Annotated in this window: 6 protein-coding genes; 5 read left to right on the top strand and 1 reads right to left on the bottom strand. The window is 49.3% G+C overall.

The genetic code is table 11. The annotated features are described in order from the left end of the window. Window positions 1–63 precede the first annotated feature (63 nt). Both nlpD and rpoS read left to right on the top strand, forming a co-directional pair. Window positions 64–1,068 (top strand): murein hydrolase activator NlpD, encoded by a 1,005-nt coding sequence (gene nlpD, locus DRI82_RS21920; protein ID WP_170138748.1) that lies wholly within the window; start codon window positions 64–66, stop codon window positions 1,066–1,068. Between the two features lie 52 nt (window positions 1,069–1,120). After that, complete coding sequence (rpoS, locus tag DRI82_RS21925; protein WP_114196032.1) at window positions 1,121–2,107, top strand: RNA polymerase sigma factor RpoS; 987 nt, start codon at window positions 1,121–1,123, stop codon at window positions 2,105–2,107. Between the two features lie 109 nt (window positions 2,108–2,216). On the opposite strand, the gene mutS is transcribed toward rpoS, so the two are convergent. Further along, window positions 2,217–4,772, bottom strand: a complete 2,556-nt coding sequence (gene mutS / locus DRI82_RS21930) for a DNA mismatch repair protein MutS (RefSeq protein WP_114196033.1) — start codon at window positions 4,770–4,772, stop codon at window positions 2,217–2,219. A 240-nt stretch (window positions 4,773–5,012) separates the two neighbouring features. On the opposite strand from mutS, the gene DRI82_RS21935 reads away from it, so the two are divergent. The 3 genes from DRI82_RS21935 to DRI82_RS21945 form a co-directional block, all read left to right on the top strand. Next, window positions 5,013–6,299: a tyrosine-type recombinase/integrase gene (locus DRI82_RS21935; RefSeq protein WP_114196034.1), complete on the top strand. Its 1,287-nt coding sequence runs from the start codon at window positions 5,013–5,015 to the stop codon at window positions 6,297–6,299. Between the two features lie 609 nt (window positions 6,300–6,908). Beyond that, window positions 6,909–7,433 carry a hypothetical protein gene (locus DRI82_RS21940; protein WP_114196035.1) on the top strand — a complete coding sequence of 175 codons (525 nt, stop codon included), beginning with the start codon at window positions 6,909–6,911 and terminating at the stop codon, window positions 7,431–7,433. Window positions 7,434–7,616: 183 nt separating this feature from the next. After that, window positions 7,617–8,065 (top strand): recombinase family protein (locus DRI82_RS21945; protein ID WP_170138747.1); only part of this gene is annotated, 449 nt, incomplete at its 3' end.

Below are 8,065 nucleotides of genomic sequence, written 5' to 3' on the forward strand. Positions count from 1 at the left end.
AGTGTATTTTGGATATATAGCTGATATTGCTGTCATGGGGGAAGCATGAGCACGGGAAGCCCAATTATTACATTACGTCGCCTCGCGGCGTGCACAGTGGTCAGTTTATTGTTGGCTGGTTGTAGCAATGATTCATCGACGTCAGCGCCAATCAGCACCGTTGGCGGTGATAGTGGCGCAAGCGGTGGCGGCATGTTGCGCGGTTCTGCGGTACCACAAGGAAACGTCCAGACCAGTCCGGAAGGCCGGATCGTTTACAACCGAAGTTATGGGAATATTCCGAAAGGGAGCTATACAGGCAGTACATATACGGTAAAACGTGGTGATACGTTATTTTATATTGCGTGGATTACCGGAAACGATTTCCGTGATTTGGCCGCACGAAACAACATTCCTGCGCCATATGGTTTGAATGTAGGTCAATCAATTCAAATAAATAATGTATCTTCTGCAGCCAGTACTGGTGGGATGTTGGCGGCTACTGATGCGACCTCCGGCGGCGTACCTAAACCACCTTCAAGCACGCAGATACAAACTGCGACGGTTGATTCTCAGGCAACTAATGCGTATTCTGATACTTCGGGTAAACAGAGTGTTGGCAAAATGTTGCCATCATCGGGAGCCGTTGTAACTACCACAGCTCCTGTTACCGCACCGAGCAGTCCTGTCAGTAGTACGGTCAGTAATAGCAACCCAGTAAGTAGCTGGAGATGGCCAACTGACGGGAAAACTATCGATAGTTTCTCTGCATCTGAAGGGGGAAATAAGGGGATCGATATTGCCGGTTCTCGGGGTCAGCCTATCGTTGCTACCGCCAGTGGGCGTGTAGTGTATGCGGGTAATGCACTTCGAGGTTACGGTAATCTAATCATCATCAAACACAATGATGATTACCTGAGCGCCTATGCACATAACGATACAATGCTGGTCCGGGAACAACAAGAAGTGCAGGCGGGACAAAAAATAGCGACGATGGGTAGCACCGGAACCAGTTCAGTAAGATTGCATTTTGAAATTCGTTACAAGGGGAAATCCGTAAACCCGCTGCGTTATCTTCCGCAGCGATAAACCGGGCAGAGTCTTTGTATTCTGCCCTCGGGATCACGGGTAGGAGCAGCTTATGAGCCAAAGTACGCTGAAAGTTAACGAGTTACATGATGACGCGGATTTCGACGAGAACAGCGGTGAAAACTTCGATGAGAAAGCATTAGTCGAAGAGCAAGCGGAGCATGACGCAGAAGAAGAGCTGTTGTCGCAAGCTGTAAGCCAGAGAGTGCTGGATGCAACTCAACTTTATCTCGGTGAAATCGGTTATTCACCACTGCTTACCGCAGAGGAAGAAGTTTATTTTGCACGCCGTGCGCTACGTGGGGACGTGCCGTCACGGCGCCGAATGATTGAAAGTAATTTACGTCTGGTGGTGAAAATCGCCCGTCGTTATAGCAATCGCGGTCTGGCTCTGCTGGATCTGATCGAGGAAGGCAACCTGGGTCTGATTCGTGCAGTGGAAAAATTTGATCCGGAACGCGGCTTTAGATTTTCCACCTATGCAACATGGTGGATCCGCCAGACGATCGAACGGGCGATAATGAACCAAACCCGTACCATCCGTCTGCCTATCCATATTGTCAAAGAACTGAATGTCTATTTGCGTACCGCACGCGAACTTTCGCATAAACTGGATCACGAGCCGAGCGCGGAAGAAATCGCCGACTCGCTCGACAAACCAGTTGATGATGTGAGCCGCATGTTACGCCTCAACGAACGTATCACTTCTGTCGATACCCCGTTAGGTGGTGACTCTGAAAAAGCGCTCTTGGATATTCTCTCTGATGATAAAGAGAACGGACCGGAAGACACCACGCAAGACGACGATATGAAGCAAAGCATCGTCAAATGGCTGTTCGAACTGAATGCCAAACAGCGTGAAGTCCTGGCCCGTCGCTTCGGACTGTTAGGTTATGAAGCGGCGACCCTCGAAGATGTGGGTCGTGAAATAGGTCTGACTCGTGAACGAGTCCGTCAGATTCAGGTTGAAGGATTACGCCGCCTGCGCGAAATTTTGCAGGGTCAGGGATTGAGCATTGAAGCTCTGTTTCGCGAATAGAGCGTCGATAGGGAAGAATCTTCGCACTGGAAAGCACTGAGTAGCCCGTTAGGGTGAATGAAGGAAAAAGGTGAGCCATGCTGGCTCACCTTTTTTGTTTCCGGAATCTTTACACCATGCTTTTCAAGCGATACAGCCACTCAAGCGCCTGTTTTGGCGACAATGAATCTGGATCGAGCATCTCAAGGGCCTCAACAGCCGGCGACGTCTCTTCGTTCAATAATGTCAGCTGTGAACCATCTACGTTACTGGCCGCCGCATTATTTGAGAGCGACTCCAACTCTTTCAGTTTTTGTCTGGCACGCTTGATGACATCCCGGGGTACGCCCGCCAATGCTGCAACGGCCAGACCGTAACTTTTGCTGGCTGCACCGTCCTGTACGCTGTGCATGAATGCAATGGTGTCACCATGTTCCACCGCATCCAGATGTACGTTAACGGTGCCTTCCATTTTTTCCGGCAGCGTGGTCAGCTCAAAATAATGAGTCGCGAACAGCGTCATGGCCTTGATTCTGCTGGCGAGATTCTCAGCACAGGCCCAGGCCAGCGACAGTCCGTCATACGTTGATGTGCCACGTCCAATTTCATCCATCAGGACCAGACTGTTTTCCGTGGCATTGTGCAGAATATTGGCGGTTTCGGTCATTTCAACCATGAACGTCGAACGTCCTGATGCCAGATCGTCAGCCGCACCAACGCGGGTAAAGATCCGATCCACCGGCCCAATGCTGGCCTGATCGGCAGGAACAAAACTGCCGATGTGCGCCATCAGGACAATCAATGCCGCCTGACGCATATACGTACTTTTCCCACCCATGTTCGGGCCGGTGATAATCAGCATGCGACGCTGCGGTGACATCGTCAACGGGTTGGCGATAAACGGTTCCCGCAATACCTGCTCTACGACAGGATGGCGGCCACCGGCGATTTTGATCCCCGGTTTGTCACTCAGCGTGGGGCAGACATAACTCAATGTATCCGCACGCTCGGCCAGATTGCCCAGCACGTCCATTTCGGCGAGTGCCGATGCACTCAGTTGCAAGGCGGACAAGTGTGGCATCAGTAGGTCAAACAGCTCTTCATAAAGCGCCTTCTCCAGTGCCAACGCTTTACCCTTGGATGTGAGCACTTTGTCTTCGTACTCTTTCAGTTCGGGAATGATATAGCGTTCCGCATTTTTCAGTGTCTGGCGGCGAACATAGTGGATCGGTACCTGATGGCTTTGACCTCGGCTGACCTGAATGTAGTAGCCGTGCACACCGTTGAAGCCAACCTTGAGCGTGTCGAGTCCGAGCTTTTCGCGTTCGCGGATTTCCAATCGGTCGAGATAGTCTGTTGCACCATCCGCCAGTGCGCGCCATTCATCCAGTTCGGCGTTATAACCCGGGGCAATCACGCCGCCATCGCGGACCAAAACAGGCGGGGCGTCAATCACTGCGCGTTCCAGCAGTTCAACCAACTCACTGAATTCACCGGTCTGGGAAAGCAGATTCTGTACGGCGGGTGAGTCAATCGGTTTCAACAGCGTGCGGATGTCCGGTAATTGATGCAGGGCGTGGCGCATACGGGCCAGGTCGCGCGGACGGGCAGTTCGTAACGCCAGACGTGCCAGAATACGCTCCAGATCGCCGACCTGCCGCAGGCTGGGTTGCAGATCCAAAGCCACATCTTGCAGCGAAGCGATCGCCTGCTGGCGTTGGATCAGCATCGCGATGTCGCGCGAAGGCATGTGGATCCAGCGTTTCAGCATCCGGCTGCCCATCGGCGTAACGCAGTGATCCAGTACCGCAGCCAGTGTGTTTTCATTGCCTCCCGCAAGATTCTGCGTCAGCTCCAGATTCCTGCGCGTTGCGGCATCCATAATAATGCCGTCCTGCTGGCGCTCCATGGTTAATCCACGGATGTGTGGCAATGAGGTGCGCTGGGTATCTTTGACATATTGCAGCAGGCAACCAGCGGCGCGCAGCGCCTGATTGGACTGTTCGACACCAAAACCACTGAGATCGCGGGTACCAAATTGCAGGTTGAGCTGCTGCTTGGCCGTCTCCAGTTCGAACTCCCACAACGGGCGTCGGCGCAGGCCGTGGCGGTGCTCAATCAGCGCCATGCCTTCAAAACTTTCAGGGTAGAGCAGTTCTGCCGGATTGGTGCGTTGCAGTTCGGCGGCCATGGTTTCAGCATCGGCAGGCTCGGCAACGCGGAAGCGACCTGAGCTGATGTCCAGCGTGGCGTAGCCGAATCCCCTGGCATCGAGCCAGATGGCAGCCAGCAAGTTGTCCTGACGCTCCTGAAGCAGCGCTTCGTCACTTATGGTGCCTGGTGTGACAATGCGAACAACTTTGCGCTCAACCGGGCCTTTGCTGGTGGCGGGATCGCCAATCTGCTCGCAAATCGCTACGGATTCACCAAGGTGCACCAGCTTTGCCAGATAGTTTTCTACCGCGTGGTAAGGAACGCCCGCCATCGGAATGGGTTCACCGGCAGAGGCTCCGCGTTTGGTCAAGGAGATATCCAGCAACTGTGAGGCGCGTTTGGCGTCGTCGTAGAACAGCTCATAAAAGTCACCCATACGGTAGAAAAGCAGGATTTCAGGGTGCTGTGCTTTAAGGCGCAGATACTGCTGCATCATTGGGGTGTGTGAATCCAATTTTTCGGTGCTAGTCATAACGTTACAGTTTCCAATCCATTGAATTTAAAGTTTATTGTGATTTTCATTGTCATCATTAGGTATCACTATGTCTCATTAAAAACCACTAAATCCCACTTGGAAGTGTAGGTTAAAGTGTAGGTTGTTATGTAGGCTATGGTATAATTTCACCACTAAAACGCACAACCTACACTTGCTGAACTGAAAATGGATATCAGCCTAAGTAAATCAATCAGTTAGTCATAAAACGGAGCATATATGACAGGCAAACAAGCTGGCAAACCTTTATCATCCAAAGCGATAGAGACGATGAAGCCAACGGATAAAAACAAGGCTGATACCGGTGAAAATCGAGGCTTGCGCGTTGCTTGTGGCGCTACGGGTATTAAGACCTTTTTCTACCGCTATACTAGCCCAGTGACCAATAAGCTGTCACAGGTAAAAGTTGGAAGCTTCCCGCAAACTACGCTTGCAATGGCCCGGATGAGGTTGCAAGAGCTGAAACAAATCAGAAATGCAGGGCGCTGTCCTGCTACTGAGTTGAAAGAAGAAAAGCAACGGCAGTTAGAAGAGAGCCAAAAGCCACAAGTACTAGTGCTGACGATACGGGGATTGGTCGAGCTTTATCTCACTGAGCGTATCGAGGATCGTAAAAGTGCCGATGGCAAAATCATCCCCGGAGCGCGTAAAAAGAAGGGGCAGATGGAAGTACGCCGCACATTGCAGAATGATGCCGTTGCCAAGCTAGGGAAGCGCGTTGCGGCAGAGGTGACACGTAAAGATATTATCGACTTGGTTAATGGTGTGATTGAGCGCGGGGCTAAGGTTCAGGCAGGGAATCTGTTACGTGAACTATCTTCTGCGTATGAGTTTGCTATCGGCTTAGGACGCTTTGGTGACAGTTTTGCCAATCCCGCGCTATTGGCGAAATCAAGCCTACGGCAGACTAACATCAAACTGACCTGTGAGCGTGGATCTCGTATCCTGAGCGAAAAAGAACTGACCAAGTTCCTGCACTGGCTTCCCGGTTCGGCTTTTACACCTACCATCAAGAATGTGCTTCGCTTAACTTTGTGGACAGGATGCCGCACTGGTGAAGTATGCAATATGGCTTGGGACGATGTCGATCTCGATAAGGGCACCATTCACCTCAGGGAAACTAAGACTGGCATAGAACGTTACGTTCAGCTTTCAACACAGGCTATCGATTTTCTCAAAGTGCTACGTTTAACCTCCGACAAATATCTGTTCCTTTCTCAAGCTACCAAACTCCCGATTCAGCAGAAATACTTAACTGAAAATGCATGGCGTTTGCGTGAAGCTGGTCAAATGTTGGATATCCCTCACTGGACGCCACATGATTTACGCAGGACAGTACGTACTGGGTTGTCGCGTTTGCAGTGCCCTAATGAGGTTGCTGAGGCTGTACTGGGGCATACACGTGGCGGTGTTGAAGGAATTTATAACCATTACAAATATGACCCTGAGTGCAAGACGTGGTTGCAGGTGTGGGCTGATCATTTGGATGGGCTCATTTCTGGCTGAGCGGCACTCTGGGGTGCTAGATGAAGCACAGGTTCTGTATCTGGTCAAAGCTTTGCTACAATCGGCTTTCACAAAAGAGGGTCAGTTGATCACCTCACTTTAATTCAAGGTCATTGGTGATACACAGATCATTGTGAATGCGTTGACAGCCAATAGTCTAACCGCCGATTGCTTAGGGAATGTGGTGACGCTCACGCCTTAATGTTGTCCATTTATCAATGAGGTTTCAGTGGTTTTCGGGTCGAGGTAGCACCTGTAAGCCTCGGAGGAAAGTTAAACCTAATGGTTGAAGGAAATGGGCGATCAACACTACTTAGACACAAGTAGACTATTGGCAGAAAACAATGAACTACCTAAAATAGAGTCTTGTCATATAATAACCTCAAATTTTTGATGACAAGCAGACTTATAAAAAATGGGAATGCTATGATTTACTATTTTATTTATAATTGCCCTTCGTGTAGTAAAGCTGCAAGCCTGAATGTCATCGGCAGGTAACCACTATATAGTGAATATGGCGATGGAGGTGCTGTTTCGTTCGCCATCCAATGCACCAAGTGCAAAAGACATATTAGCTGACTATTGACTTACCCTGAACATGGGGCATTAATGGACGAAGATACACTAAAAAATCATGCAAATATCTCAGGTGATGTATCAGGTATTTTCAAAAATGATCGCAGCATTAATTTTTCATTTGACTTGCACAAAAATAAAAACTGGTATACGTGGCATATATCACCTTCGGCATCTGAATTTAATGTTTTAATGATGCAAGTTGCTAGCTGCATGGAAAATAGATGTTGGGATGCTGTCGGGTTACTATGTCGAAAAATAATAGAAATGACCGTAAATAAACTAATAAAAAATGTCGACATTGATGAGTTGAATGAAAAAATAAGGGTCAAGACGGATAAGGTCGAGAGTAAAGATAAGCTTACGTCAGAAAACCTGCTTCATAAAATTCGTTGTATTTTCCCTCCAGAAACGGAAAGTAGTAATCGGCCTGATATATATCATCAAGCCCAATTTGTAAGATTAAGTGGAAATAAAGCCGCACATGAGGATGCTTTCACCCAGAAAGAATCTGATGATATATATCGATTCACAATGAATTTTTTAAATAACTTATAGGAGAAGAGCTATTCCCCGTTAAAGAAGATATGTCAGTATTGGCGCTCATCCTTCCTGACTTTGCTGAAGGCATTTTCTCCGGATTTTCTTTTTTTCCGACATGAAGAAGATTTGGCTGGATTCACTTTCCTCTGAATTCAGGTGTGCCAGTATCTGGTTTCATCTCTGTTTTGGTGATGGGCCATGAAAAAAGCGATCGCGTATCTCCGGTTCTCCTCGTCTGTTCAGCAGTATGGCGATTCTTTAAAACGGCAAAACCGGCTCGTGGCGGAATGGCTTGATGCCCATCCCGATTACTTGCTGGACAACCTGACGTATAAAGATTTGGGCCTCAGCGCTTATCACGGCACTCACGCCACGCGTGGAGCATTCGCAGACTTCATGGAGGCTGTAGAGGGGGGTTATATTGAATCCGGCACGGTTCTTTTGGTGGAAAGCCTGGATCGCCTGTCACGGGAAAGAATTGGTGAAGCCACGGAGCGGCTCAAACGCATATTAAAGGCCGGTGTCGAGGTTGTTACCCTTAGCGACCATACGCATTACACGATTGATTCTTTGGATGACCCTTACTCCCTGATAAAAGCCATCCTCATTGCCCAGCGTGCCAATGAGGAAAGTGAAATCAAATCGCG

This window comes from Edaphovirga cremea, from assembly GCF_003332275.1.
In the GTDB taxonomy this organism is placed as follows: Bacteria; Pseudomonadota; Gammaproteobacteria; order Enterobacterales; family Enterobacteriaceae; genus Edaphovirga; species Edaphovirga cremea.

Bases quoted from the DNA above. Each gene is read 5' to 3' on its own strand.
- mutS (WP_114196033.1), bottom strand. From the start codon at position 4,772: ATGACTAGCACCGAAAAATTGGATTCACACACCCCAATGATGCAGCAG.
- DRI82_RS21940 (WP_114196035.1), top strand. From the start codon at position 6,909: ATGGACGAAGATACACTAAAAAATCATGCAAATATCTCAGGTGATGTA.
- DRI82_RS21935 (WP_114196034.1), top strand. From the start codon at position 5,013: ATGACAGGCAAACAAGCTGGCAAACCTTTATCATCCAAAGCGATAGAG.
- rpoS (WP_114196032.1), top strand. From the start codon at position 1,121: ATGAGCCAAAGTACGCTGAAAGTTAACGAGTTACATGATGACGCGGAT.